37 protein-coding genes are annotated in these 21810 nt (G+C 32.8%); 34 read left to right on the forward strand and 3 right to left on the reverse strand.

Features of this window, described 5'->3' with window-relative positions:
* Positions 1 to 53: 53 nt before the first annotated feature.
* Both DQN46_RS03010 and DQN46_RS03015 read right to left on the reverse strand, forming a co-directional pair.
* A complete protein-coding gene (locus DQN46_RS03010) occupies positions 54 to 494 on the reverse strand; it encodes an ImmA/IrrE family metallo-endopeptidase (protein ID WP_111742964.1) in 441 nt (146 codons plus the stop codon).
* Complete coding sequence (locus DQN46_RS03015; protein ID WP_111742965.1) at positions 484 to 885, reverse strand: helix-turn-helix domain-containing protein; 402 nt, start codon at positions 883 to 885, stop codon at positions 484 to 486. Before DQN46_RS03015 ends, DQN46_RS03010 begins: the two co-directional genes overlap by 11 nt.
* Before the next feature lie 139 nt (positions 886 to 1024).
* Between DQN46_RS03015 and DQN46_RS03020 the strand changes: the two genes are divergently transcribed.
* Both DQN46_RS03020 and DQN46_RS08835 read left to right on the forward strand, forming a co-directional pair.
* Positions 1025 to 1246: a helix-turn-helix domain-containing protein gene (locus DQN46_RS03020; protein ID WP_111742966.1), complete on the forward strand. Its 222-nt coding sequence runs from the start codon at positions 1025 to 1027 to the stop codon at positions 1244 to 1246.
* Positions 1247 to 1320: 74 nt separating this feature from the next.
* The gene (locus DQN46_RS08835) at positions 1321 to 1455 is read left to right on the forward strand and encodes a hypothetical protein (RefSeq protein ID WP_263433195.1); all 135 of its coding nucleotides are present in this window, start codon (positions 1321 to 1323) and stop codon (positions 1453 to 1455) included.
* Here the strand turns inward: DQN46_RS08835 and DQN46_RS03025 are convergent.
* Positions 1445 to 1690, reverse strand: a complete 246-nt coding sequence (locus tag DQN46_RS03025) for a hypothetical protein (RefSeq protein ID WP_111742967.1) — start codon at positions 1688 to 1690, stop codon at positions 1445 to 1447. The genes DQN46_RS08835 and DQN46_RS03025 overlap by 11 nt on opposite strands.
* A gap of 54 nt (positions 1691 to 1744) precedes the next feature.
* Here DQN46_RS03025 and DQN46_RS03030 point away from each other — a divergent pair, with 54 nt between their 5' ends.
* The 32 genes from DQN46_RS03030 to DQN46_RS03170 all read left to right on the forward strand — a co-directional run bounded on the left by DQN46_RS03030 (position 1745) and on the right by DQN46_RS03170 (position 21718).
* Positions 1745 to 1990: a MerR family transcriptional regulator gene (locus tag DQN46_RS03030; protein WP_224207438.1), complete on the forward strand. Its 246-nt coding sequence runs from the start codon at positions 1745 to 1747 to the stop codon at positions 1988 to 1990.
* Positions 1991 to 2225: 235 nt separating this feature from the next.
* Entirely contained in the window at positions 2226 to 2432 is a 207-nt protein-coding gene (locus DQN46_RS03035; protein WP_111742968.1) for a helix-turn-helix domain-containing protein, read from the forward strand.
* Positions 2429 to 2608 carry a hypothetical protein gene (locus DQN46_RS03040; RefSeq protein WP_111742969.1) on the forward strand — a complete coding sequence of 60 codons (180 nt, stop codon included), beginning with the start codon at positions 2429 to 2431 and terminating at the stop codon, positions 2606 to 2608. The genes DQN46_RS03035 and DQN46_RS03040 overlap by 4 nt, the downstream gene beginning before the upstream one ends.
* 10 nt (positions 2609 to 2618) lie before the next feature.
* Positions 2619 to 3125, forward strand: coding sequence for a dUTP diphosphatase (locus DQN46_RS03045; protein ID WP_170120626.1), 507 nt, complete (start codon positions 2619 to 2621; stop codon positions 3123 to 3125).
* Between the two features lie 77 nt (positions 3126 to 3202).
* Positions 3203 to 3598 (forward strand): DUF3310 domain-containing protein, encoded by a 396-nt coding sequence (locus DQN46_RS03050; RefSeq protein ID WP_111742971.1) that lies wholly within the window; start codon positions 3203 to 3205, stop codon positions 3596 to 3598.
* Positions 3599 to 3602: 4 nt separating this feature from the next.
* Entirely contained in the window at positions 3603 to 3791 is a 189-nt protein-coding gene (locus DQN46_RS03055; protein ID WP_111742972.1) for a hypothetical protein, read from the forward strand.
* Entirely contained in the window at positions 3769 to 4128 is a 360-nt protein-coding gene (locus tag DQN46_RS03060) for a hypothetical protein (RefSeq protein WP_111742973.1), read from the forward strand. The genes DQN46_RS03055 and DQN46_RS03060 overlap by 23 nt, the downstream gene beginning before the upstream one ends.
* Positions 4129 to 4191: 63 nt before the next feature.
* Positions 4192 to 4572, forward strand: a complete 381-nt coding sequence (locus tag DQN46_RS03065; protein ID WP_145961393.1) for a hypothetical protein — start codon at positions 4192 to 4194, stop codon at positions 4570 to 4572.
* Complete coding sequence (locus DQN46_RS03070; RefSeq protein WP_111742975.1) at positions 4572 to 5753, forward strand: DUF2800 domain-containing protein; 1182 nt, start codon at positions 4572 to 4574, stop codon at positions 5751 to 5753. The genes DQN46_RS03065 and DQN46_RS03070 overlap by 1 nt, the downstream gene beginning before the upstream one ends.
* Before the next feature lie 27 nt (positions 5754 to 5780).
* Positions 5781 to 6491 (forward strand): DUF2815 family protein, encoded by a 711-nt coding sequence (locus tag DQN46_RS03075; RefSeq protein ID WP_111742976.1) that lies wholly within the window; start codon positions 5781 to 5783, stop codon positions 6489 to 6491.
* Positions 6492 to 6539: 48 nt separating this feature from the next.
* Entirely contained in the window at positions 6540 to 8513 is a 1974-nt protein-coding gene (locus DQN46_RS03080; protein WP_111742977.1) for a DNA polymerase, read from the forward strand.
* A gap of 16 nt (positions 8514 to 8529) precedes the next feature.
* A complete protein-coding gene (locus DQN46_RS08630) occupies positions 8530 to 9228 on the forward strand; it encodes a hypothetical protein (protein ID WP_197712527.1) in 699 nt (232 codons plus the stop codon).
* Positions 9229 to 9515: 287 nt separating this feature from the next.
* Positions 9516 to 10931, forward strand: coding sequence for a virulence-associated E family protein (locus tag DQN46_RS03085; protein WP_231941209.1), 1416 nt, complete (start codon positions 9516 to 9518; stop codon positions 10929 to 10931).
* 386 nt (positions 10932 to 11317) lie between these two features.
* Positions 11318 to 11599, forward strand: a complete 282-nt coding sequence (locus DQN46_RS03090) for a PDDEXK family nuclease (protein WP_111742978.1) — start codon at positions 11318 to 11320, stop codon at positions 11597 to 11599.
* Positions 11596 to 12987: a DEAD/DEAH box helicase gene (locus DQN46_RS03095; protein ID WP_111742979.1), complete on the forward strand. Its 1392-nt coding sequence runs from the start codon at positions 11596 to 11598 to the stop codon at positions 12985 to 12987. Before DQN46_RS03090 ends, DQN46_RS03095 begins: the two co-directional genes overlap by 4 nt.
* Positions 12984 to 13169, forward strand: coding sequence for a helix-turn-helix domain-containing protein (locus tag DQN46_RS03100; RefSeq protein WP_111742980.1), 186 nt, complete (start codon positions 12984 to 12986; stop codon positions 13167 to 13169). The genes DQN46_RS03095 and DQN46_RS03100 overlap by 4 nt, the downstream gene beginning before the upstream one ends.
* A gap of 5 nt (positions 13170 to 13174) precedes the next feature.
* Positions 13175 to 13390 (forward strand): hypothetical protein, encoded by a 216-nt coding sequence (locus tag DQN46_RS03105; protein ID WP_111742981.1) that lies wholly within the window; start codon positions 13175 to 13177, stop codon positions 13388 to 13390.
* A 4-nt stretch (positions 13391 to 13394) separates the two neighbouring features.
* On the forward strand, positions 13395 to 13631 hold the full coding sequence (locus DQN46_RS03110; protein ID WP_111742982.1) for a hypothetical protein: 237 nt from the start codon (positions 13395 to 13397) through the stop codon (positions 13629 to 13631).
* Complete coding sequence (locus DQN46_RS03115; RefSeq protein WP_111742983.1) at positions 13621 to 14079, forward strand: HNH endonuclease signature motif containing protein; 459 nt, start codon at positions 13621 to 13623, stop codon at positions 14077 to 14079. Before DQN46_RS03110 ends, DQN46_RS03115 begins: the two co-directional genes overlap by 11 nt.
* An 11-nt stretch (positions 14080 to 14090) precedes the next feature.
* Positions 14091 to 14489 carry a hypothetical protein gene (locus DQN46_RS03120; protein WP_111742984.1) on the forward strand — a complete coding sequence of 133 codons (399 nt, stop codon included), beginning with the start codon at positions 14091 to 14093 and terminating at the stop codon, positions 14487 to 14489.
* Between the two features lie 4 nt (positions 14490 to 14493).
* Positions 14494 to 14877 (forward strand): YopX family protein, encoded by a 384-nt coding sequence (locus tag DQN46_RS03125; RefSeq protein ID WP_111742985.1) that lies wholly within the window; start codon positions 14494 to 14496, stop codon positions 14875 to 14877.
* Positions 14874 to 15077: a hypothetical protein gene (locus tag DQN46_RS03130; RefSeq protein WP_111742986.1), complete on the forward strand. Its 204-nt coding sequence runs from the start codon at positions 14874 to 14876 to the stop codon at positions 15075 to 15077. Before DQN46_RS03125 ends, DQN46_RS03130 begins: the two co-directional genes overlap by 4 nt.
* Before the next feature lie 11 nt (positions 15078 to 15088).
* Positions 15089 to 15349 (forward strand): hypothetical protein, encoded by a 261-nt coding sequence (locus tag DQN46_RS03135; protein WP_111742987.1) that lies wholly within the window; start codon positions 15089 to 15091, stop codon positions 15347 to 15349.
* A 75-nt stretch (positions 15350 to 15424) separates the two neighbouring features.
* Positions 15425 to 15601 (forward strand): hypothetical protein, encoded by a 177-nt coding sequence (locus tag DQN46_RS08550; RefSeq protein ID WP_170120627.1) that lies wholly within the window; start codon positions 15425 to 15427, stop codon positions 15599 to 15601.
* The gene (locus DQN46_RS08555; RefSeq protein ID WP_170120628.1) at positions 15601 to 15744 is read left to right on the forward strand and encodes a hypothetical protein; all 144 of its coding nucleotides are present in this window, start codon (positions 15601 to 15603) and stop codon (positions 15742 to 15744) included. The genes DQN46_RS08550 and DQN46_RS08555 overlap by 1 nt, the downstream gene beginning before the upstream one ends.
* A 14-nt stretch (positions 15745 to 15758) precedes the next feature.
* Entirely contained in the window at positions 15759 to 15983 is a 225-nt protein-coding gene (locus tag DQN46_RS03140; protein ID WP_111742988.1) for a hypothetical protein, read from the forward strand.
* A 27-nt stretch (positions 15984 to 16010) separates the two neighbouring features.
* A complete protein-coding gene (locus DQN46_RS03145) occupies positions 16011 to 16400 on the forward strand; it encodes a sigma-70 RNA polymerase sigma factor region 4 domain-containing protein (protein ID WP_111742989.1) in 390 nt (129 codons plus the stop codon).
* Between the two features lie 220 nt (positions 16401 to 16620).
* Positions 16621 to 17046: a terminase small subunit gene (locus DQN46_RS03150; protein ID WP_111742990.1), complete on the forward strand. Its 426-nt coding sequence runs from the start codon at positions 16621 to 16623 to the stop codon at positions 17044 to 17046.
* Positions 17039 to 18343: a PBSX family phage terminase large subunit gene (locus DQN46_RS03155; RefSeq protein WP_111742991.1), complete on the forward strand. Its 1305-nt coding sequence runs from the start codon at positions 17039 to 17041 to the stop codon at positions 18341 to 18343. Before DQN46_RS03150 ends, DQN46_RS03155 begins: the two co-directional genes overlap by 8 nt.
* Positions 18344 to 18404: 61 nt before the next feature.
* A complete protein-coding gene (locus DQN46_RS03160) occupies positions 18405 to 19850 on the forward strand; it encodes a phage portal protein (RefSeq protein ID WP_224207439.1) in 1446 nt (481 codons plus the stop codon).
* A complete protein-coding gene (locus DQN46_RS03165; RefSeq protein ID WP_111742993.1) occupies positions 19834 to 21537 on the forward strand; it encodes a phage minor capsid protein in 1704 nt (567 codons plus the stop codon). The genes DQN46_RS03160 and DQN46_RS03165 overlap by 17 nt, the downstream gene beginning before the upstream one ends.
* Entirely contained in the window at positions 21530 to 21718 is a 189-nt protein-coding gene (locus DQN46_RS03170; RefSeq protein ID WP_111742994.1) for a hypothetical protein, read from the forward strand. Before DQN46_RS03165 ends, DQN46_RS03170 begins: the two co-directional genes overlap by 8 nt.
* Positions 21719 to 21810: the final 92 nt, after the last annotated feature.

Here is a 21810-nt window from a genome sequence, read left to right on the forward strand (position 1 = left end):
TTCTCCTTTGTATATTTTGGCGGTTTTAAACCATAATGGATAGCTAGTTAACTTTAGCTATCTAAATACTTAATTCTTTCTTCGCATATTCTATAATCAATCTTAAATGATTCTGATATGTGAGTAATATTGTTTATTTCTTTAATTTCTTCATCTGACACAATAAAATAGCTTGCAAATAGGTCAGCTTCTATCTCTTGCCTTGATAATGGTACTCTTGAAATACGTCTAAGAAAATGCAAGTTTGAACCTCTGTGCAAAATAAAGTGTCCTAGTTCGTGAGCCATAGTATATCGTTTGTCCTCGTCAGATAAGTTATTATTAATGTGTATGTAGTGATATGTTTTGTTACTAATTTCTAACGTATGATATAGCCCTTTATTTGTTCCTAAATCGTTAAATAGTATTGTTACTCCTAATTGTCTAGCGATATTGAATGGATTAGTTGTTCCAAATTCCTCAACTAAGGAATAGTAGACATCTTTAATTGTCATTTTCAGTTTTGTGACGTGCCATAGCAATTCTTGCTGCTTGCTCGATTGAAGCACGCACTAATTCTTTTGTTACTTCATCCATTGGTTCCCCGCTATACATTAAGGCTTGATTACTATTTAAATTGTCCATTAAATCGTTAACCATATTTGCTATATCAATTTCTTTTTGGTTTGCTTTATCTTCTACTAAATCAGATTTATTTATCCCAAAATAATTAGCCATCATTTCTATTTTATCTATTCTAGGATAAGATTTTCCGTTTACCCAATCACTTATTGTTGAATAACTTATTCCTAAACTTTCAGATAGTTGGGTTCTTGAAACTTTATTAATTCTTAAATATCTTTTCAAATTATTGCTCATTGTTTTTTTGTTACCTAAATTACTCATGTTATCACCTCTTTTATGCTTTTATTATACGATATTATCGTAAAAAATTCAATCTTTTTTTAAAAAAATACGAAAAAACCGAAAAAAATACTTGACTTTACGATTTAACCGTAATATAATAAATTCAGGAGGTGAGGAAATGATACCTAATAAAACAAGGTTACCTTTGGCAGAATGGAGAAAAAGAAAATTGAAATTATCTCAACTAGAAGCCTCTAAACTAATAGGTGTAAGCAAAGACACTCTTAGTAATTATGAGCGCGGAACAAGTTTTCCAGATGTACCCATAATAAAAAAAATTGAAAAAGTATACGGTATAAAATATGACCAAATTATTTTTTTAACTTACGTTAACGATTAAATCGCAATTATTTTTTTTAATCATTAGTTACGGTTTAACCGTAATCTTAATAAAAAAAAGAAAGGAGAAAATTAATGGTTGAAAAAGAAAAAGTTATAAATAATAAAACATTAAAATCTGAAACAGTAGTGACAGATGGGAAAAATTATTCGAGTATAAAAATTACCCCCAACTCTATTGAATTGAGGGTGGGGAAGATTAAAAGTTAATATAAACTTTATCTTCTTTTTGAATTAATTCTTTATTTGATTTAAGTATGATCCTATCTTTATGCTGCTCAAAATATAATATTACTTCTTTAGGCAAAAGTTGAAGTTGAGCAATCACATCTTTACTTTGTTCGATAATAATTCTTGTAATTTCACCGTCACCAACGAAAGATGTATCAATATTGATTTTACCCTCAGTCAAAACTAAAGAATAATTTAAACTAATATCATTCATTATAATTCACCTCCTTTGAGGTAATTATATCACAAAAAGAAAGGAGTGATTAATATGTTCTCTAGTGATTTTATTGACAAACTTATCGACACAATCGCGGAGAAAGTTTATCAGATTTTAAAAGAAAAGTTAGTTCTTGATAGAAGGTTTAACCAAAAAGAACTCTGCAGAGAGTTAAATATAGGTCAAGATACCTTAGCTGAACTTAATATTCGAGGACTTAGACCTACTAAAGTAGGTAGACAATACATTTACCTAGAAAGCGAAGTTAATAAGTTTTTAAAAGAAAATACAATTTAAATTTAAGAGATCTAGCACATATCAAAGAAGTTAATGAAAGGGGTAAAAGAATAGAGATGAGCGTTCAATTTAAATGTATATATGTGGTGCTTATGTTAATAAATTTATGTTTAATTATTTACGCCCAGAAAACGAAAAATAGAACTTTAGAGATAGTCACCTGGGCGATAGTATTACATGTTCCGTTTATTTATTTCATATTGAGCTATTAATAGTGAAAGAAGGTCAAACATTTATGAAAGAGTTTAATAAGTTAATAAATGAACGTTTAAAAGAATTAAACATGAGTAAATACAAGTTAGCAAAGTTAACGGGGATTTTTGAACAAACAATTTATTCCATTTTAAAAGGGGAATCAAAGAATCCTAGATTAAATCACGTAATTAAAATAGCAACGGTATTAGACATAGATTTAAACAAATTGAAAGGAGAACAGCAATGATTAAACATTTACAAAAAAGAACATTAAACCTAATATACTGGACATTTACAATAATTTTCCTGTGTGCATTAGCAATGACTAAATTTGAGTTCGAACAACTTTTTGCAGGATACATATTAGTAACTGGGTCAATGTGGGTTGGATTTGATAAGAGATTTGAAAAGTATTTTGAATAGGAGGAACAAATTGAATAAATATGAATTACATAACAAATTAATAGAATTACAAGAACTGCAAAGAAAAGTTGATAGTCATATCAAAATATGGAACAAAATACACATAGAAACTGCTTTATGTGAAGAATTTCACGAATGGTACAACGCTATAGGATTTTTCAAAGATTGGAAACAAAATAAAACTCCAAAAGAAAAACAACTTGATGAATTAGCAGACTGTTTAGCATTTGCACTATCTCTAATGAACAATGATAAGCAAGTATATAGCATTGATAGATGTGCTTTTATTCTAAAACGTATTGAAAATAAAAATCATAAAAAAGCTATGATCAATGAAATTGAAACGGGATACTTATTTAATAAGCGAGTTGGAAACACTGTATATATCCAATCAACAGAGTTTGCTATTGAGTTAATCCTAGATATTGCAATGATTTATTATTCTTTAGAAGCTTTGTTTGAAGCGTACATTAAAAAATCAATGGTTAATATTCAAAGGCAAAAAGAGGGGTATTAAAAAAAGCAGCCGTTAAAACAACAGCTACTTAATAAAAAATTCAATTATAAAATAACACAAAAAAGGAGAAAAAGCAAGTGACAGAAAATAACATTAAAGATCCACAACATTACAAAATTGGAAATTTAGAAACAATAGATCTAATTCAAAAAACAGTAAAAGACTTTGGCAGTGTTTGTCAAGCTAACATTTTGAAATACGGAATCAGAGCTAATAAGAAACACGAAAATCCAAAGGATGATATTCAGAAAATAATTAGATATGGTGAATTTTGGTTAAATCATTTAGAGGATAAGCCAGCAAGCAGTCCTCGAGTTGAAGAAATAGCAACCATAGACAAGTTAAAAGATATGCTGAACGAACAAGAGAAAGAGCTTATCCAGGATAAGAAGATTAAGTGTGTTGTTCTTGACGGTAAGCAAGTTCCAAAAGAGATTGCACAAGATTTATTAGATAGGTTAGGAGGTATGTAGCACAATGGGAATTAGAAGATATTCCGACATTATCGAAGATATCCGTTTTATGAGTAATAAAATATCTGACATACTTGACGAAGTACATTTTGACAGTTTGGAAAGACGAAAAATAAGAGAAGCACAAGATATCTTAGACAACAAAGTCTGTGAAATGGAGGATTTTAAAAATGAGGAAGAATGTTGGAGTTAATTTAACTCAAGCAATTAGGAATTATATTTTTAATAATCCTGGTTGCAGCAAATATGATTTGGTTAATGACTTAGGTTTTCCTTATTCCAAAATGAGGATGGCTATAAGTAAACTAAAAAATAATGGTGAAATTTTAATCGAAAATGGATGTTATACGGCTCTGGAAAGCTTGTCTTATTTAAAAGAGTATAATCAAACACCCGAAGAGTTCTCAAGAAGAGAATATCTTAAAAAATTAGTAGATGTAGTAATATCCAATATCCAAGAATGTACTGACCACAATATTAAGATCCAATACATTCAAGAAGGCAGAAGATTATTAAAAGATTTAAAATAAAGGAGATTTTTAAAAATGGAATTAAAAGTAAACGTAAATGTAATTATTGCGAGCAAAGAAGATGTGAATTTGTTGGAAGATGTTCTTATTAAACTGGGTAATGGTGAATTTAATGTGGGAAGCATTTCTACCCAAAATATATCATCAGTTCCAACTAATATAAATCAACCAGTTCAAGAAATTCAAAATGTTGTCCCAATTACCCCAGCGCAAAATACCGCTCCAGTACAAACTCAACCGGTGCAAACAGCAGTGCCAACGACTGCGAAAACTTATACTTTAGAAGATTTACAACGTGCTTCTGGTGCATTAGTGCAAGCTGGAAAAATTCAACAGTTGCAAGGCTTATTACAACAATTTAATGCTGTATCATTGGCACATTTAGCACAGGAGAACTTTGGAGCTTTTGCGCTTAAATTAAGGGAGTTAGGGGCGGATATCTAATGACTGAAATTAATCACAAAGAAAGGGCGCATGCTAAGCTTAGCGCTAGCGGTGCTAGTAGGTGGGCGACTTGTCCTGGTAGCGTGCAGATGGAAGATGGTATTCCAGATAGCGAATCTGTGTATGCAAAGGAAGGGACTTTAGCGCACGAATTAAGTGAACTTAAACTTAAGCATTATTTAGATCCAAAAGGATTTGGAAAAAGAAAGCTTAATGCAGCAGTTAAAAAGCTTAAAGAAAATGGATTATATCAAACTGAAATGGATTCTTATACAGATTCTTATGTGGATTTCATTAAAGAAAAAGCCTTGAGTTATTCATCTCAGCCTTACATTGAGATTGAAAAAAGAGTTGATTTTTCTAGCTGGGTTCCGGGAGGATTTGGGACTTGTGACTGTATTATTATTCAAGGCAACACGCTTTCTATCGTTGATTTGAAATACGGTAAAGGTGTTCCTGTTTCAGCAGAACAAAATGAACAGCTTATCTTGTATGCGCTGGGTGCTTACGAAGCGTTCAGTCTGATATATCAAATAGAGCACGTTGAAATGAATATAGTTCAGCCGAGACTTAATAATATATCTAGTTGGACTGCCAATTTAACAGAGCTTCTCCTGTGGGGCGATTATTTCAAAGTACAAGCCGAAAAAGCGTTAAGCGGTGAAGGTGAGTTAGTCCCTTCTGCTAAGGCTTGTAAGTTCTGCAAAGCGAGAAATATTTGCACTGCTAGAGCTGAGAATAATTTAACTCTTGAGTCTGAAATACATCTAAACCCTAATGAGATTCCAAAAGATAAGCTATACGAGTATATCTCAAGAGGTGAGGATATTGCTAAATGGGTTAATGATTTAAAAGCTTATGCGCTTAACCTATGCTTAGCTGGTGAAGATGTGAAAGGTCTTAAGGCGGTAGCTGGAAGAACTTCGCGCTCTTGGTCTAACCAGGATGAAGCACTTAAGAAATTAATAGACGGAGGTATTGATGAAGCGATAATTTATGATAAAGTGCCTTTAACTTTGGCTAAACTAGAAAAAGCCTTAGGCAAAGAACAATTTACAACGCTAGTAGGTGATATGGTAGTAACCAGCGAAGGTAAGCCTACACTAGTGTTTGAAAATGACAAACGACCTTCAATAACAAATACTGTAAATGTGACAAGCATTTTTAAACCATTAAATTAAAACAGAAATTAAGGAGATTATAAAATTATGACAAACGAAACAACAGCAGTAGTACAAAATGTAAGATTAAGTTATGTGAACGTATTTAAACCATATTCAAACAGTCCGGAGCAAGCTCCAAAATATAGCGCGACTATTTTATTACCAAAAAGCGACTTAGCAAGTAAGCAAAGTTTAGATGCTGCAATTCAAGCAGCTACTCAAAAAGGTCTTAACGAAAAATGGAACGGGATAATGCCTCCTGTGGTTGCTAATCCTATTCATGATGGAGACGGAGTTAAACAAGATGGGACTCCGTTTGGTGATGAATGTAAAGGGTGTTGGGTGTTTACTGCCAGTTCAAACGCTGACAGACAGCCTCAAATAGTAGATAGAAATGTTCAACCTATATTGGACCAGTCTCAAATTTATTCAGGAGTTTACGCAAATGTAGCAATTAATGTTTTTCCTTATATTCATACAGGTAAAAAAGGTGTAGGGTTTGGTTTAACTCACATTCAAAAAGTTAGAGATGGAGAAGTTTTAGGTGGCGCTCCTGTGTCGGCAGATAAAGTATTCAACGCGTTAGGTGGTGCTCAACAATCAGCTAATCCATTCCCTAATCCTCAACAATACCAACAACCAATGCAACAACCAATGCAACAGCAACCTGTTCAACAATATCAACAACCAATGCAACAGCAACCTGTTCAACAAAATACTTTCGGTGTAGATCCAATTACAGGACTTCCACTTTAAATTTAAAATTTAGGGGGTTATTAAGCCCCCTATTAATAGGAGGAGACTATGCAGCATTTAAGTATAGATATAGAAACTCGAAGCAGCGTCAATATTGCCAAGAGTGGGGCCTATAAATATGCCCAGTCAGATGACTTTGAAATATTAATGTTCTCCTATAAGCTTAATGATTTGCCAGTACAATTAGTGGATTTAAAACAAGGTGAGAAGATCCCCCCTTATATAGTAGGATTGCTTGATGATGAAAATTGTATTAAGCACGCATATAATGCTGCTTTTGAATGGTTTTGCTTAAATCAAGCAGGATATGAAACCAACATATCTCAGTGGAGATGCACTATGGTGCATGCTACGTATTTAGGGCTTCCTGCAGGATTAAGCATGACTGGTAATGCAATAGGGATTGCTGATGATAAAAAGAAATTAACAACTGGAAGCAGGTTGATTCAATACTTTTCTGTTCCATGTAAGCCAACAAAGACTAATGGTGGTAGAACGTGGAACGACCCACATCATGATTTAGATAAGTGGAAATTATACTGTGAATACAACATGCAAGACGTCGAGGCAGAATATACAATTTACCAGCATTTAAAAGCTTTTGAAGTTCCATCAAAAGAACAAAGACTTTGGGAAATGGATATTTTAATGAACTCTAAAGGAGTTAAGATTGATAAGGCGTTAGTTGAATCTATTTTAAAAATTGATGCTGAAAGCACAGAGAAATTAACAGAAGAAGCTTATCAAATTACAGAACTTGAAAATCCTAACAGTATTTCACAACTTAAATCTTGGGTAGAAAGTCAGCTTGATGAAGATTTACCTGGTTTAACAAAAGATGTTATTTCCAATTTACTTTCTAGAGATAATTTGCCTTTAAAAGTTAAAAGAGTGTTAGAAATTAGACAGCAACTTGGTAAAACTAGTGTAAGTAAATATTCTGCTATGGAAAATGCAATGTGTGAAGATGATAGAGTTCGAGGATTATTGCAGTTTTACGGGGCAAACAGGACTGGCCGTTGGGCCGGCCGACTTGTTCAAGTTCAGAACTTACCTAGAAATTACATAAGCACACTAGACACTGCTAGAGAGCTTGCAAAATTAGGAAATTTTGAGGGGCTTAAAATTCTTTATAATAACGTTCCTGATACACTTAGTCAGTTAGTAAGAACAGCTTTTATAACAAGTAAAGATAAGTTTATAATAAGTGATTTTAGTGCTATTGAAGCACGGGTAATTGCTTGGCTTGCTGGTGAAGAGTGGGTTAACGAAGTATTCGCAACTCACGGAAAAATCTATGAAGCAACAGCAAGTCAAATGTTTAATGTTCCGATTGATAAGATTAAAAAAGGTAATCCTGAATATGAACTTAGACAGCGTGGGAAAGTAGCAACTTTAGCATTAGGATATCAAGGCGGAGAGTCAGCTTTAATAGCAATGGGGGCTGACAGAATGGGGCTATCTGATGACGAACTTACGGATATTAAAGTTCGTTGGAGAGAAGCTAACAAGAACATTGTTCGCTTGTGGTATGCCGTCGGAGATGCTGTAATTCAAGCTATGAACGGCAACGGCACTCAATATGTAAGAGGGTTAGAGATCCAACGTGAATGGGATATGATGTACGGTTTAGATTTTATAACAATTAAACTGCCAAGTGATCGGAAATTGTATTATCCAAAACCATTCTTACAGACTAATCAATTTGGAAAAGATGCACTCCATTATTATGGGGTCAACCAAACAACTAAAAAATGGGAAGTCAACTCTACTTACGGAGGTAAGCTTGTCGAGAACATAGTGCAAGCAATAGCTAGAGATTGTTTGGCAGAAACATTATTAAGATTGTACGAGAAAAATTATGACGTTGTAATGCACATCCACGACGAAGTGGTTATTGATGCTTACGACGATGAAAAACTAGAAGATGTAAATAATATTTTAGCCGAGCCAATTAATTGGGCTCCAGGATTAATATTAAAAGGCGCTGGATTTGAGACTAAATATTATATGAAAGATTAAGAAAGGAGGTTAAAAAGTGCAAGCAAATAGATTATTAGGAATTGCAAAAGCAAATCACAGAAAAGCGACTGTTTGGCAAAATACAGACATTAGCTGGCTTGATTTTGTAGAAACTTTAAAATCTCCGGTTAGAACACAAGAGAAATATGAGGAATTTCTCAAACTTAAAAAATCAGAACAAGATGAGTTAAAAGATGTTGGGGGCTTCACTGGGGCTAAGCTTTTAGATGGCCGAAGAAAAGCAACGAACATAATCAGTCGTGATGTTGTCTGTTTGGATTTAGATAACATTCAACCAAATATGACGGACGATATTTTAAAAAGAGTTGGTTCGCTTGGGTGTACAGCGGTTGTTTATTCAACTAGAAAACACAGCAATTATACACCTAGACTCAGGGTTCTTATTCCACTTGATGAGAGTTGTTCTCCAGATGAGTATGAACCGATTGCTAGAAAATTAGGTAGCTTGTTAGGAATTGAAAATTGTGACCCGACTACTTTCGAGGTTAACCGATTTATGTATTATCCCTCATGTTCGGTGGATAGTGATTTTATTTATCAATTTTACCCAGGTCAATTTTGCAGCCGCAAAGGCATACTTAACATGTATGATGATTGGACTGACATTAATACCTGGCCACATGTACCAGGACAAGACACCAGACAAAAACAACTTTTAGCTAGACAACAAGACCCTCTACTAAAAATGGTTTAGTTGGTTCATTTTGTAAAGTTTACGATATTACATCTGCAATACAAACGTTTATTCCTGCTTTGTATGAATCAACGGCCACTCCTGATAGATACACTTTCACGGGCGGAACAACATCTGGCGGTGCTGTGATTTATGATAATAAATTCTTATATTCTCATCACGCGACGGATCCATGTTGTGGCCAACTTGTTAACTCGTTTGACCTAATAAGAATACACAAGTTTAGCAATTTAGATGATAACGTAAAAGACGGTACACCAGTAAGCAAATATCCATCATATACAGCAATGAAAAAACTAGCTCTTGAAGATGCTAATGTAGCAGTTTTGATGAATAGTGAAATGGTGGCCAACGCTAAAGATATATTTAATGTAGTTGGTGAAGAAACCTCTAAAGATGACGAATTAGACTGGCTTTCTCAACTAGAAAGAAGTGAAGAAGGTAAAATTCAAAAAACTATAAATAACATAGTATTAATCTTGGAACATGATCCAAATTTAAAAGGGAAAATTGCCATAGACACATTCAGTAACAGAGGCTTAGTTTTTGGCAAGCTTCCGTGGGATAAGCATTACGACGCAAGCAAAGACCACAGGGACTGGTCAGAGGTGGACGATGCATCTTTTTCAAGATATTTGGAAAGTGTCTATAAAATAACAGGTCAAGATAAGCAAGACAAGGCACTTTTAATAGTCAGTGATAGCAACAGAATTAATTATGTGGAACAATATCTAACCAATTTAAAATGGGATGGTGTACCAAGAATAGACACCTTACTAATAGATTATTTTGGGGCGGAAGACAACGCATTTACAAGAGAAGCTATTCGAAAAAGTTTAGTCGCTGCGGTAGCAAGAGCCATTATTGGTGGAGTTAAATTTGACGTTATGACAATTCTTGCTGGTCCTCAAGGAGTTGGGAAAAGTACATTCTTTTCTATATTAGGCAAAGAGTGGTTTAACGACAGCTTACAAACTTTCGAAGGTAAAGAGGCTTCTGAACTTATCCAAGGAAGCTGGATTGTCGAGGTAGGAGAACTTACCGCAATGAACAGGCATGATACTAATGCAATTAAGCAATTCTTGAGTAAAAGAGAAGATATATACAGGGAAGCGTATGGAAGACGTACAAGCAAGTATCCCAGAAGATGTGTTTTCTATGGTACGTCAAATGATGATGAATTTTTAAAAGATCCAACTGGAAATAGACGTTTTTGGCCTATTGATATTTGCTTAGGTGATATTAAAAAAAGTGTTTGGGAGGATTTACCAAAAGAGGTTGACCAGGTATGGGCCGAAGCATATACCCTGTTTGTAATGGGTGAAAGCTTGCAACTTAGTAAGGCGGCCGAAGAGTTGGCCAATATTGCACGGGAACATCATAAAGAGTCTAACGCGAAAGAAGGCTTGATACGTGATTACCTTGATAAACCTATTACTGAGAACTGGTATTCTCTTGATAAGGGTGCAAGATTACAGATTTTATCAGGTAAATTTGATAATGATGCACCAGTAGTTTACAGGCAAAAAGTTTGTGCAGTTGAAGTTTATGAAGAATGCCTAAAAGGTGATTTACGATTCATGAAAAGAAGTGATGCAAAAGAGATAAACCAAATAATTAGTAATATAGTTGGGTGGATTAAGGAAGAAAAATCATCACGTTTTGGAGTTTACGGTCCTCAAAAAGGATTTAAAAGAGTGTAACTTTGGGCGTAACTTTGGTGTAACTTTCAAAAATCAAAGTTACATATCTAAAAATCAAGTGTAACTTTGGTGTAACTTTCAAAAAATATAAAACATTATTATATCAATGTTTATCCATACCAAGTGTAACTTTAAAAGTAGAAAGTTACACCTAAAGTTACACCTCATAAACGTTGATATAATAACTCTAATTAATATTTTATATATACTTTTGTAACTTTAAATACTATATATAATATAAAAATAAAGGAAATATAGAAATTATAGAAATAAATAAATCTATAAATTCTATAAATTCTATGTTTTATATAATGTATAGGAAAAATAAAGTTACAAGTTACAAATTTAAAAAATCTGAAATTGATGATTAGGTTGAATAAAGATAAATGATAGAAAAGCAAATTGAAAAATATTTAACAAAGAAAATTAAAGACTTAAAAGGTTTGTGTTTGAAATTTGAGTCACCTGGATATACGGGTGTACCAGATAGGATTATTATTTTAAAAAATAAACCCGTTGCTTTTGTTGAATTGAAAAGACCTATAGGTGGTAGATATTCAGCAAGGCAAAAATTAGTAGAGAGAGATTTTAATAGGTTAGGTCAAAAAGTTTATAAAGTAAAAAATAAAGAAGAGGTAGATAAGTTAGTAGAGGAGTTGATAAAGTGAAAGATTTTATTCCACATAAATATCAATTAACGGCAATTAATCATGTAATCAATGTTCCTAAGTGCGGATTATTTCTTGATATGGGGTTGGGAAAAACAGTATCAACCTTAACAGCAATTAAAGAATTAAAATACAATAGGTTTCAAGTTAACAAAGTGTTGATTATTGCACCGAAAAAAGTGGCAGAGGGAACATGGTCGAAAGAAAAAGATAAGTGGAGTCATACAAAAGATTTCAGAGTAAGTCTAGTATTAGGAAGTCAACAAAAGAGGATTAAAGCTTTAAGTGTAAGTGCCGATATATATATTATCAATCGTGAAAACATTCCATGGTTAGTAGATTATCTGAGGAATGATTGGTATTTCGATACGGTTGTGATTGATGAAAGCAGTAGTTTTAAAAATAGTCAAAGTAAGAGATTTAAAGCTTTGAAAATGGTGCTACCTAAGATTAATAGGTTGATAGAGTTAACAGGAACACCAAGTCCTAATGGAGTTGAAGATTTGTGGGCCCAAATATATTTACTTGATCAAGGAGAGAGATTAGAGAAATATATCACTCATTTTAGAAATAGATATATGGAGCCAAACAATAGGAATAGGAGTCAAATTTTTGATTATAAAGTTAAAGAAGGAGTCTACGACCACATTATTAATAAGATTTCAGATATTTGTATAAGCATGAAAACAGAGGATTATTTAGAACTTCCAGACTTATCTTATAATGAAATTCCAGTTATTTTAAGTGACAAAGCTAGAAAAGATTATGACAAAATGGAAAGAGATTTTGTCCTGGAGATTGAAGATGCAGCAGAAGAAATAACAGCAGTCAATGCAGCAGCCTTATCTAATAAGCTATTACAAATCAGTAATGGGGCTGTCTATGATAGTTCAGGAGTGTACACCGAAGTTCACAACGCAAAAATCGATTCTTTTCTTGAGTTGGTAGAAAGTTTGCAAGGCCGAAGTTTATTAGTTTTTTACAACTTTCAACACGACAAAGAACGAATTAAGAAAGCGTTAGAGAAAAGCAATTTAGTAGTTCGAGAACTTAAGACGGTTCAAGATGAGGATGATTGGAATGCAAGAAAGATTGACATTTTACTAACTCATCCGGCAAGTGCAGCTTACGGACTTAATTTGCAAGAAGGCGGGAATCATGTTTGTTGGTTCGGTTTGACGTGGAATTTAGAACATTACCAACAAGCTAATAAGCGACTACATAGACAAGGCCAAAAGGAAAAAGTAATAATTCACCACTTAGTGACTCAGGGAACGAGAGATGAAGATGTAATGAGGGCCTTAGACAGCAAAGCAGATGTGCAAGAAGAGATTATGCAAAGCTTGAAAGCAAGAATTAAGAAAGTTAAAGAGGGGGTTAATAAATGACCAACCTACAAAAAATAATGGATCAGATGAAAATAACTGATAAAGAATTACACAAAGTATCAGGAGTACATTTTAACGTGATTAAACTAATCAGAACTGGACAAAGGCTGAGTCCAAGATTTAAAACGTTGAAAAGGCTGGCAGATGTATTAGGATGTAGTCCAAAGGATATAGGAGGTTAAGGAGTATGATAGGAAACAAAGAAAGAATAAGTTTATCACTATTCCTTTTTGGGGTATTGATAGGAACAATACTTATGGCAAGTAACTCATTTGTTTTTAAAAAAGAAAATGAAGAACTAAAAATACAAAACCATAAATTAGAACAAAAACTATTGAAACTTTATGAAGAGCAAGCAGAACAAACAAAAAGAACAGCAGAGAGAAATGGAGTAGGGGGTTAGGGTAATGACAAAAAACAAACTATTAGATTTAAATAATCATTTATTCGAAGTCTTGGAGAGAATTAACGACGACGAGCTACAGGGTGAAAAACTACAAGAAGAAATGGCTAGAGCCAAGACTATAACTCAAATTGGAAATACTATAATCAGCAACGCAAGTTTGGCTTTAGAAGCTAAAAAATATAAAGATGAGTTTGGAAGGGGAACAACGTTACCGTTGATGATTGAAAATGGAAAATAGTGGATGGTTTAAAAAAGGGTGTAAACCAAATGAGACAAGTTTTAAAAAAGGAAACATACCCTGGAATAAAGGTTTAAAAGGACTTACGGGAGCAAATAGAACTAGCTTCAAGAAAGGAAACTTACCTCATAATACAAGAGAAATGTATTCAGAGAGATTAAGCAAAGATGGATATATTGAAATAAAAGTGGGAAGAAATAAGTGGCTAGGTAAACACAGATATATCTGGGAACAGCACTATAAAAAGGAAGTTCCAAAAGGTAAAGTAATTATTTTTCTTGATGGAAATAATAGAAATTTTGATATAGATAATTTAAAACTTATATCCAGAGGAGCATTATTAATTCTGAACAGGAGATATAGACATATCTTAAAAGATAAAGAATTAATGAGATCGTGTGTTGATTTGAGCGAATTAATATACACGTTAAGTAAGAAGAAAAAGTAGGAGGGTAGGAAATGAATGAAGTTAGAATAAAACTTTGGTTTAAAAATGGTGAATTTCTAGAAACTTTAATTGATGCCGCTGATGTTATCGATATAAAGAAGGCTTGTGACAGGGTGCGGCAAGGAACAGTAAGAAACAAGGATTTAAAAATCACTGTTTCAAATAAAACATTTTATGTCGATGATGTAGAAAAAGGGGTATATTGTCGCGATTATCCGTTTACAATACACGAACCATTATCAACTGTAAAGATTGAAGAAAGAAATGGGATAGAAGATGAATTTAATGATATAAAATATAAATTCGACGATTACATAACACGTATAGAAGAAAGATTTTTAATCGCAATGATAATGTTCACATTAATAGTTTTAACATTAGTTGCAGCATGTCGAATTTTAGGAGGATAAGAAAATGTTACAGCCAAAAGTGTATATTAAAAAATTAGATTTAGTATTGCCAGTGGAAATTATTAATTTTCATGAAAAAACAGTTGAAGTTTATTTAAACGACAATGCAGACTATGTGCAGTTTGATTTTGATGAAGTGAGATTTTTAAAAAACACTGGATATAAAGATAAAAACGGCAACTGTATCTGTGAATACGATATAGTCAAGTATCATGATGATGGAGAAGATGAAGATTTAAAAGGTAGTATCTTTATAGTAGTCAAAGAACAGTGTGGAACATCTTATTATTTAGAATATCACGGTTTTAATATGGCTAATCTAATAAATTCATATCAAGATATAACGGTCATAGGTAACATATGCGAAAGTGAGGAGTTGGTGGAGTGAAGTATAAACTAATAATCAAGATGAAAAACGGAGAAGTTTTGGAGTTTCTAACGGACATAAGGTCTATTAATAGACTGAAACTTCGATATGGAATTAGAAACAAAAATTCAACCATTGAAATAGTAGGTCAACTTATTAAGATTAGTGAGATAGAGAATTATAAGTATGCGAAAGTTGATTTTGATGCGGGGATATTTTAGGAGGTATAAAAATGAACAAAGAACAAAAGATACAAGAGTTAACTAAACGAATAGAAAATTCTCAAGCAGAGATAGACGAACTAAAGAAAGAGTTAGAGAAGTTACAAAAGAAACCTTATAAAATAAGTTATCCGAAAGATGGTGCAGAAGTGTATTACTTTGACGATTACACAGGAGAGATAGAAAAAAGGTTATTTGATATAGACCATAGCTATGATAAATATTTATACGAAATAGGTCTATCTTTTCAAACAGAACAACAAGCCGAGTAATTCCTAAAAGAACAAACTTTAATTAAGAAGATAAAATGTTGGGCGAAAGAACAGCAGGGGGATTGGGAGTTTGATTTGGATGAAGACATTACTAAATACGACATATATTATTCTGGAATAGAGAAGAAACTTAATATCTTTGCCGCCCACACTGTAACCGAGTTTAAAAAACTGCCTTATTTCAAATCAGAAGAAATAACCCAAGCTTGCATTGATGAATTTGGTGATGAAATTTTGGAGGTATTTTGCTAATGAAGATTTTAGATAAGATAGAAAAAAAATTAGAGCAAATTGCAAACGGAATAGATACACACCCTAGAACAACATTTACATTTTTAGGTTTGTTAGTATTAATAGCGTTTATATTCTTTTTGCATAGTTTAAGTCGTTTGTAAAAGGAGGACAAGTAATGAAAATTGAGGATTTAAAAGAAGTTAACATTTTAACGCAATATATTAACGGCATAGATGATTTTATTGATACATACAATGAAAATTCAAAAAGTATTGCAATAGATAACGGAATTTGGAGTATGGGTATTAAAAAAGGTCAAGAACACGAAATAATAAACGCATTAGAGAAGATTAAAAGTAATTTAGCAGAACAACTAAAAGAGTTAGGAGTAGAAGTATGATTGTAGATTATGAAAAGGTAGGAAAAAATGAATAGAGAATATACAGTGGATGACGCAAAATTTTTTTTAAAGAACTATAAAAACATACAAATGGAATGCAACGATTTTTTATTAAATGCTTATCAACCGGCAGACAAGAACGAGGTTAGCACGCAAAAGACAGGTAGGGAAAATGAGAGAAACATCATTAAAAAGCTTGATAACAAGGTATATCAAGAGAATAGACGTGTGTTGAAATGTATTGAGCAGTTTCTAAAATCTCTAGATCCCGAGAGTTACAGAATAATATATGCTAAATATTTTAATCGTATGAAGAACTATGATATAGCTAACAAATACCATATGGATATTTCAACTGTTAAAAGGATTGTCAAGCGATTAATGGACGATTTTTTAAAAATTTTAAATAATTTCTAAAATGATGAGCCCAATGAGCCTTTTTCATGTGTTAAAATGGTAGTGTGGGAATTTTAGGTGAGGTAAATTTTTCATAAGAATCTCCAACATATTTTTTATTATTAATTTACGAAACAAGATCAAGCTGTAGAAATAGTTAATCCTTACCTAAATTCAAATCATATTTTTAAAGACAGTCGAGAGATTGTCTTTTTATTTTGTCAAGAAAGGTGGTGGAAAGTTGGCAAAATTGACATTAAAACAACGGAAATTTGCTGATGAGTACATCATTAGTGGAAACATTGAACAATCAGCATTAAATGCGGGTTATTCGGCTAATTACTCAAGAAGTCAATCGCATAAATTGTTGGCAAATGTTGGCATAAAATCCTACATAGACGAACGACTCAAAGAGATAGAATCAGAAAAAACAGCAACGCAACAAGAAGTACTTGAGTATTTAACCTCAGTAATGAGAGGAGAGCATAAAGAACAAACGCTTATAGGACGTGGTCAGGGATTTCAAGAGATCACTAATATATCAGTAAGTGCCAAAGACAGATTAAAGGCTGCCGATATTCTCAACAAGATTCATATGGCGAGAGAAGAGAAGAGTGCTACTGCCACTGAAAATATTGTAATTGTGGATAGGTGGGAAGATGGCTAAGTTTGATGTTCAAAAGAACGTGAATCCACATTTCAAAGATGTTTGGCTTTCTAAAGTGCCTTACAATGTGTTAAAAGGCGGAAGGAACAGTTTTAAATCTTCTGTAATAGCTTTAAAATTAATTAAAGATGTGTCGAAAATGATTGCTAAAGGTGAGAAAGCCAATGTTGTAGTAATCAGGAAAGTGGCAAATACTATTCGAGATAGTGTCTTTAATAAGATAAATTGGGCCATAAACATGTACGGCTTAACAGATTCATTCAAAAGCACAGTATCTCCGTTTAAAATAACTCACAAAGTCACAGGTTCAAGCTTTTATTTCTATGGCGCAGATGACTTTCAAAAGTTAAAATCGAATGATATTAACAATATAATAGCTGTATGGTATGAGGAAGCCGCAGAATTTGACAGCCAGGAGGAGTTTGACCAAACTAACATTACTTTTATGAGGCAGAAACATAAATTAGTGCCGTTCGTGAAATTTTACTGGAGCTATAATCCCCCTAGAAATCCTTATGCATGGATTAATGAGTGGAGTGAAGAAATGAAAACAGTTGAAAATTATCTAGTGCATGAATCAAGTTATTTGAATGATGAATTAGGATTTGTAACTGATCAAATGTTAGCAGATATCAACAGAATTAAAGAAAATGACTTTGATTATTATCTTTATATTTATTTAGGTAAACCAGTGGGAATAGGGAATAATGTCTACAATATGACTTGCTTTCATCCATTACAAGAGTTACCTAGCAATGATAAAATCATAGGAATATCTTATGCGCTCGATACAGGACACCAACAAAGTGCGACAGCGTGTGGCGCTTATGGTATTACTGCTAAAGGTAACGTAATATTACTTGATACGTTTTATTATTCTCCTGCAGGAAGAGCTGTTAAAGCTGCGCCTAGTGATTTAACTATTATGATTAATGATTTTATTTCTAGAGTGCAAGATCTCTACAATGTGCCAACTATTAAATTAACAATAGATAGTGCAGAGGGAGCATTAAGGAATCAGTATTTTAAAGATTTTGGGATTAGATGGAACCCAGTTGCTAAAAGAAAAAATCAAACCATGATTGATACAGTAACAAGTTTATTAGCGCAAGGAAGATTTTTTTATTTAGATAACGAAAACAATAAGATATTCATTGAAGAACACAAAATATACAGATATGATGAGAAAACTATTAAAACACCAGAACCAAAAGTAATTAAAGAAGATGATCACACGGTTGACGAATTTAAGTATTTTGTTTTGGACAATGCAAAATTATTAGGATTAAAAGTATAGGAGTTTAACAATGGGGCTTATACAAATTATTAAGAATTTTTTTAAAAGGAGCAAGTACACAATGCGAGGTAGTTTAACAAGCATATTAGACCATCCGAAGATAGTTGTATCTTCAGAAGAATACAATCGAATAAAGAACAATTTAACATACTTCCAGAGTAAGTTTAAAGATGTTACCTACCTTAACACGGACGGAGAACAGCGCACAAGGAAGTTTAATCACTTACCATTAGCAAGAACAGCTTGTAAGAAGATAGCTGGACTAGTTTATAACGAACAAGCAGAGATCACAGTTGATAATGAAACAATTAATGAGTTTGTTAACGATATTCTTTTAAATGACAGATTTAACAAGAATTTTGAACGATATCTTGAGAGTTGTTTAGCATTAGGTGGAATGGCAATGAGGCCTTATTTTGATGGCAAAACTATTAAGATAGCATTCATTCAAGCACCAGTATTTTTACCATTGCAAAGCAATATGCAAGATGTAAGCAGTGCAGCTATTGTTACTAAAACAGTTAAAAGCCAAGGTAAGACTAATACTTATTACACCTTAATTGAGTTTCACGAATGGAATAATGAAGACTTAACGATAACTAATGAGTTGTATAAATCTACTAATTCAGAAACAATAGGTAGTCAAACGTTGTTAAGTGAATTATATGAGAATCTTGAAGAAAACATTGTGATTAAAGGATTAAGTAGACCGTTATTTACTTATTTAAAAACACCAGGAATGAACAACAAGGATATTAACAGCCCATTAGGACTTTCAATATTTGACAATGCTAAAACAACGATTGATTTCATTAATAGAACATATGATGAATTCATGTGGGAAATAAAAATGGGACAAAGAAGAGTTGCTGTTCCTGATGGATTAACAAACATGACTTTTCAAGCTGGCAAAGACAATAAGTTCGTGACTAAACGAAGATTTGAAACTGATCAAAATGTGTTTGTTCAAATAGGAGGAGGACTTGACGATAATAAAATCGTTGATTTAACTACACCAATCAGAGCTGATGATTATATCAAAGCTATTAACAAAGGATTAGCAATGTTTGAAATGCAAGTTGGAGTTAGTGGTGGAATGTTTAGTTTTGACGGAAAGACAATGAAGACAGCAACAGAGGTTGTCAGCGAAAATTCAGACACTTTCCAACTAAGAAACAGCATTGTGTCACTAGTAGAACATTCAATCAAAGAGCTTGTAGTATCTATTTGTGAATTAGGTAAGGCACATGGAATATATAACGGTGAAATACCTAAACTTGAAGATATATCTGTTAACCTTGATGATGGAGTGTTCACAGATAGAAATGCAGAGCTTGATTATTGGGTTAAAGCATTAGCAAGTGGAATTGTTAGTAAGCAGTATGCTATTTCAAAAGTGTTAGGAGTAACTGATGAAGAAGCTGGCAAAATGTTATCCGAAATTAATGATGAAGCACAACCAGACCTTGAAAGAACTGACGAGGTAATCTATGGAGATAAAGAATAATGACGGTAAATATTGGGTAAAATCAAAAGAAGTTGAAAAATTGTACCACGAATTAACGATGCAGATGATGAACAATATTATCAGGAGATTAAAGCAACGTGGGACGGCTGATTTAATCGATAATCCTTATATTTGGCAATTAGAAAAATTAAATGATATGCACCTATTAACAGAAGAAAGTGTAAGAGATATTTCAAAACGAACAGGAGTAGCTGAGCATGTGTTCAAAGATGTAATTGCTAACGAGGGGTATAAGATTTATCGAGATAGTCATCAACAATTGGCACAGGCTTTAAAAACTAATGTTAAACCTAATCCGTTAGTTCAAGATAGTTTGAACTCGTTAGCAAAACAGACAATGTTTGAACTTAATAATCTAATTAATACAACAATGCCGAAAGCTCTACAAAATAATTATAAAAAGACTTTAGAGAGTGCGGTTGCTAGTGTAGTGTCTGGTACAAAGTCGCACAATAAAGCATTATCAGAAGCGGTTTTAAAAATGTACGAGCGAGGATTTACAGCCTTTAGAGATAGAGGTGGAAAAACTTGGACTGTAGAGCGTTACGCACAAACGGTAATACGCACAACGACATTTAGGACTTATCGAGAAATGAGGGAACGCTCCGCAGATGAATTAGGAGTGGATACATTTTACTACAGCACTAAATCAAGTGCTAGAGAATTGTGTGCACCTCTACAACATCAAATAGTAACTAAAGGAGTAGCAAGAACTATTAATGGTGAAAGAGTGTTAAGTTTACCGGACTATGGATACGGCAGTCCCGGAGGTTGTTTAGGAATAAACTGTGGACACTATTTGACACCATTTGTAGTAGGTGTGAATTATAAACCTGATTTACCTGATTATTTAGAACACTTATCTGAAGCGGAAGCTAAACAAAACGCTCTTGATAAAGCGAGATTAAAAGCATTTGATCGTGAGATTAGAATTAACAGAGATAAGCAAAAGTTAATAAGGAATTTAGATGATAAAGAGATGTTACAAAAGTTGAAATTGAGAGAAAAAACTCTTTTAGGCGGGCGTAAGAATCTTATAGAAAAGAATCCCACAGTAGTTGATAAGTATCCTGCTAAAAATGTTGAAGATAAGCCGAAAAAGGTGTATAATAAAGATAGGAGAGATTATAAGGTTTTAAATATTTCTCAAATTGAGAAATTACAGAAAAATAGTGATACTGTATATAATAAATTCACTGATAAAGAATTGAAATCTTTAAAATCTTATACACAAGGCGGCTATCAACAAATTAATGATTATTTAGTTGGTGATGAATACTATAAACGTGGGGAAGATGTTAAAAATATTGATTCTGCCATTAGAAAGTTTAAGTTAGATAAAGATTTGATAACTTTTAGAGGTACAAAAGCTAAATATTTTAAAGGTGTTAGTGAAGGGGATATTATTTCAGGTAAAGTATTCTATTCAACAAGTTTAGATAAAGATCAAGCAATGGCTTTCTATACTGATATAAAAGATTATTACGAGGAGGAAGCTAAGTTTTTAGAAATTCACGTCCCTAAAGGTACAAAAGCTTTATATATTGGAGCGAATACAAATTATGAAGTTAACGAAAAAGAATTGTTACTTTCTAACAAATTGAAATATAAGGTTAAAAAAATTGATGGGGACCGAATGATTTTGGAGGTGCATAACGATGAGTAAAAAGAAATTAACAGAAGTCGAATTTAAAAGATTTAGTTATTTACGACACATCCCTAATTATAATAAGACTGATAATGAATTTGAGGAATATCGCCAATTTGCTAAAAGAGTAGGACTTCCTGATCCTGATAGAAATTCAAAAGTAAGACCGTTACACGAAAATAAAGCACTTAGTAAATAATACTAGGTGTTTTTATTATGTAATTTTTCGTCCTAGACATGACGTTAAAAGGTCTTTTTATTATGCCTTGCACGGTGTAACAGTGCTAAATA

The organism is Gemella morbillorum, from assembly GCF_900476045.1.
Lineage (GTDB): Bacteria > Bacillota > Bacilli > Staphylococcales > Gemellaceae > Gemella > Gemella morbillorum.

What these genes read in the sequence shown, in the direction of transcription:
- DQN46_RS03010 (WP_111742964.1), bottom strand. Translation starts at nt 494, where the DNA reads ATGACAATTAAAGATGTCTACTATTCCTTAGTTGAGGAATTTGGAACA.
- DQN46_RS03015 (WP_111742965.1), bottom strand. Translation starts at nt 885, where the DNA reads ATGAGTAATTTAGGTAACAAAAAAACAATGAGCAATAATTTGAAAAGA.
- DQN46_RS03020 (WP_111742966.1), top strand. Translation starts at nt 1,025, where the DNA reads ATGATACCTAATAAAACAAGGTTACCTTTGGCAGAATGGAGAAAAAGA.
- DQN46_RS08835 (WP_263433195.1), top strand. Translation starts at nt 1,321, where the DNA reads ATGGTTGAAAAAGAAAAAGTTATAAATAATAAAACATTAAAATCTGAA.
- DQN46_RS03025 (WP_111742967.1), bottom strand. Translation starts at nt 1,690, where the DNA reads ATGAATGATATTAGTTTAAATTATTCTTTAGTTTTGACTGAGGGTAAA.
- DQN46_RS03030 (WP_224207438.1), top strand. Translation starts at nt 1,745, where the DNA reads ATGTTCTCTAGTGATTTTATTGACAAACTTATCGACACAATCGCGGAG.
- DQN46_RS03035 (WP_111742968.1), top strand. Translation starts at nt 2,226, where the DNA reads ATGAAAGAGTTTAATAAGTTAATAAATGAACGTTTAAAAGAATTAAAC.
- DQN46_RS03040 (WP_111742969.1), top strand. Translation starts at nt 2,429, where the DNA reads ATGATTAAACATTTACAAAAAAGAACATTAAACCTAATATACTGGACA.
- DQN46_RS03055 (WP_111742972.1), top strand. Translation starts at nt 3,603, where the DNA reads ATGGGAATTAGAAGATATTCCGACATTATCGAAGATATCCGTTTTATG.
- DQN46_RS03060 (WP_111742973.1), top strand. Translation starts at nt 3,769, where the DNA reads ATGAGGAAGAATGTTGGAGTTAATTTAACTCAAGCAATTAGGAATTAT.
- DQN46_RS03070 (WP_111742975.1), top strand. Translation starts at nt 4,572, where the DNA reads ATGACTGAAATTAATCACAAAGAAAGGGCGCATGCTAAGCTTAGCGCT.
- DQN46_RS03075 (WP_111742976.1), top strand. Translation starts at nt 5,781, where the DNA reads ATGACAAACGAAACAACAGCAGTAGTACAAAATGTAAGATTAAGTTAT.
- DQN46_RS03080 (WP_111742977.1), top strand. Translation starts at nt 6,540, where the DNA reads ATGCAGCATTTAAGTATAGATATAGAAACTCGAAGCAGCGTCAATATT.
- DQN46_RS03085 (WP_231941209.1), top strand. Translation starts at nt 9,516, where the DNA reads ATGAAAAAACTAGCTCTTGAAGATGCTAATGTAGCAGTTTTGATGAAT.
- DQN46_RS03090 (WP_111742978.1), top strand. Translation starts at nt 11,318, where the DNA reads ATGATAGAAAAGCAAATTGAAAAATATTTAACAAAGAAAATTAAAGAC.
- DQN46_RS03100 (WP_111742980.1), top strand. Translation starts at nt 12,984, where the DNA reads ATGACCAACCTACAAAAAATAATGGATCAGATGAAAATAACTGATAAA.
- DQN46_RS03105 (WP_111742981.1), top strand. Translation starts at nt 13,175, where the DNA reads ATGATAGGAAACAAAGAAAGAATAAGTTTATCACTATTCCTTTTTGGG.
- DQN46_RS03110 (WP_111742982.1), top strand. Translation starts at nt 13,395, where the DNA reads ATGACAAAAAACAAACTATTAGATTTAAATAATCATTTATTCGAAGTC.
- DQN46_RS03115 (WP_111742983.1), top strand. Translation starts at nt 13,621, where the DNA reads ATGGAAAATAGTGGATGGTTTAAAAAAGGGTGTAAACCAAATGAGACA.
- DQN46_RS03120 (WP_111742984.1), top strand. Translation starts at nt 14,091, where the DNA reads ATGAATGAAGTTAGAATAAAACTTTGGTTTAAAAATGGTGAATTTCTA.
- DQN46_RS03125 (WP_111742985.1), top strand. Translation starts at nt 14,494, where the DNA reads ATGTTACAGCCAAAAGTGTATATTAAAAAATTAGATTTAGTATTGCCA.
- DQN46_RS03135 (WP_111742987.1), top strand. Translation starts at nt 15,089, where the DNA reads ATGAACAAAGAACAAAAGATACAAGAGTTAACTAAACGAATAGAAAAT.
- DQN46_RS08555 (WP_170120628.1), top strand. Translation starts at nt 15,601, where the DNA reads ATGAAGATTTTAGATAAGATAGAAAAAAAATTAGAGCAAATTGCAAAC.
- DQN46_RS03140 (WP_111742988.1), top strand. Translation starts at nt 15,759, where the DNA reads ATGAAAATTGAGGATTTAAAAGAAGTTAACATTTTAACGCAATATATT.
- DQN46_RS03145 (WP_111742989.1), top strand. Translation starts at nt 16,011, where the DNA reads ATGAATAGAGAATATACAGTGGATGACGCAAAATTTTTTTTAAAGAAC.
- DQN46_RS03155 (WP_111742991.1), top strand. Translation starts at nt 17,039, where the DNA reads ATGGCTAAGTTTGATGTTCAAAAGAACGTGAATCCACATTTCAAAGAT.
- DQN46_RS03160 (WP_224207439.1), top strand. Translation starts at nt 18,405, where the DNA reads ATGCGAGGTAGTTTAACAAGCATATTAGACCATCCGAAGATAGTTGTA.
- DQN46_RS03165 (WP_111742993.1), top strand. Translation starts at nt 19,834, where the DNA reads ATGGAGATAAAGAATAATGACGGTAAATATTGGGTAAAATCAAAAGAA.
- DQN46_RS03170 (WP_111742994.1), top strand. Translation starts at nt 21,530, where the DNA reads ATGAGTAAAAAGAAATTAACAGAAGTCGAATTTAAAAGATTTAGTTAT.